This is a genomic window from Roseateles sp. P5_E1 (assembly GCF_054049335.1).
In genome coordinates this window covers 1-926 of the sequence record NZ_JBFUMN010000146.1, presented here as the reverse complement: position 1 = coordinate 926, position 926 = coordinate 1, and the positions used below count along the sequence as shown (strand labels likewise).

General features: G+C 65.4%; 2 protein-coding genes. Both read left to right on the top strand.

Going from position 1 to position 926, the window contains the following annotated elements; translation table 11 throughout:
• On the top strand, positions 1 to 230 hold a 230-nt coding region (locus tag ACXJKJ_RS30225), incomplete at its 5' end, for a hypothetical protein (protein ID WP_457395059.1).
• 140 nt (positions 231 to 370) lie between these two features.
• Positions 371 to 926: hypothetical protein (locus tag ACXJKJ_RS30220; protein ID WP_457395056.1), on the top strand; the 556-nt coding region annotated here is incomplete at its 3' end.

Sequence of the window (926 nt, the reverse complement as noted above, 5' to 3'; positions counted from 1 at the left end):
GCATCATTTCGTTGCCGAATTCCGGAGATGCACAGATGGGTACCAACCAGAACCCGCAGCAGAACCAGCAGAATCCGCAGGAACAAAAGAACAATCCGCCGGGCCAGCAGGGCCAGCAACAGCAGCAGCGCGATCCGCAGCGTCAGGGCCAGCAGCAACAGCAGGACCAGGACCAGGACCAGAAGCGCGAGCGCAATGCCCAGCAGGGTAGCCAGGACGAAGAAGAATAAGCCGTCCGCTGTACCGCATTCCGCAAAGGCCCGGCCCTCTGGTCGGGCCTTTGCATGTGTGGGGAGCTGAAGGTCGCTCGCGTATCATGCACGGCCATTCCACATCGACGTCGTCGGTGCCTCTGCACAGGATTGTCTGCATGTCTGTTGTCTTCCCGCGGTGCACGTTGCTCGCGCTTGCCGTTATCGCTGGCGGCACCGCCAATGCGTCCCCTGCTGGCCGCGCGGCCATCGAGCCCCTGCTCGAACAGAGCCCGGGGGTGACCTTCAGTCAAGGCGTGCAGGAGGGCAAAGCGCAGTTCCGTGGTCGGCTGCAGCAGTTTGCCAACGGCGACACCCTGCTGCGCGTGGGGGACGGCGAGGGCGAACCGGTGATGCTGATCGTGTGCTCGCAATCGGGCTGGATCAATCCGGTTGGCGAGACCGGCAGCGCCACGCCGTTGAGCGGTGAGCAGCTCAAGGCGGTGCGGATGATGCAGTACATGGGCACGCTGACCGGCGTGGCGATGGTGCAGGGCGTGATCGGCGAGGGCTGGCAGCTGCCGGCGTCCGCCGCGCCGGTGTCCTCGACCGGCAGCAACGCCTGGGCCTATGGCCGCGAACAGTTCGACATCACCACCCGTCAGGTGGCGGGACAGGGGCTGCAGGTGCGGACAGTCAAAACCTCGAACGGTGCCACGCCGCACACCCCGGACC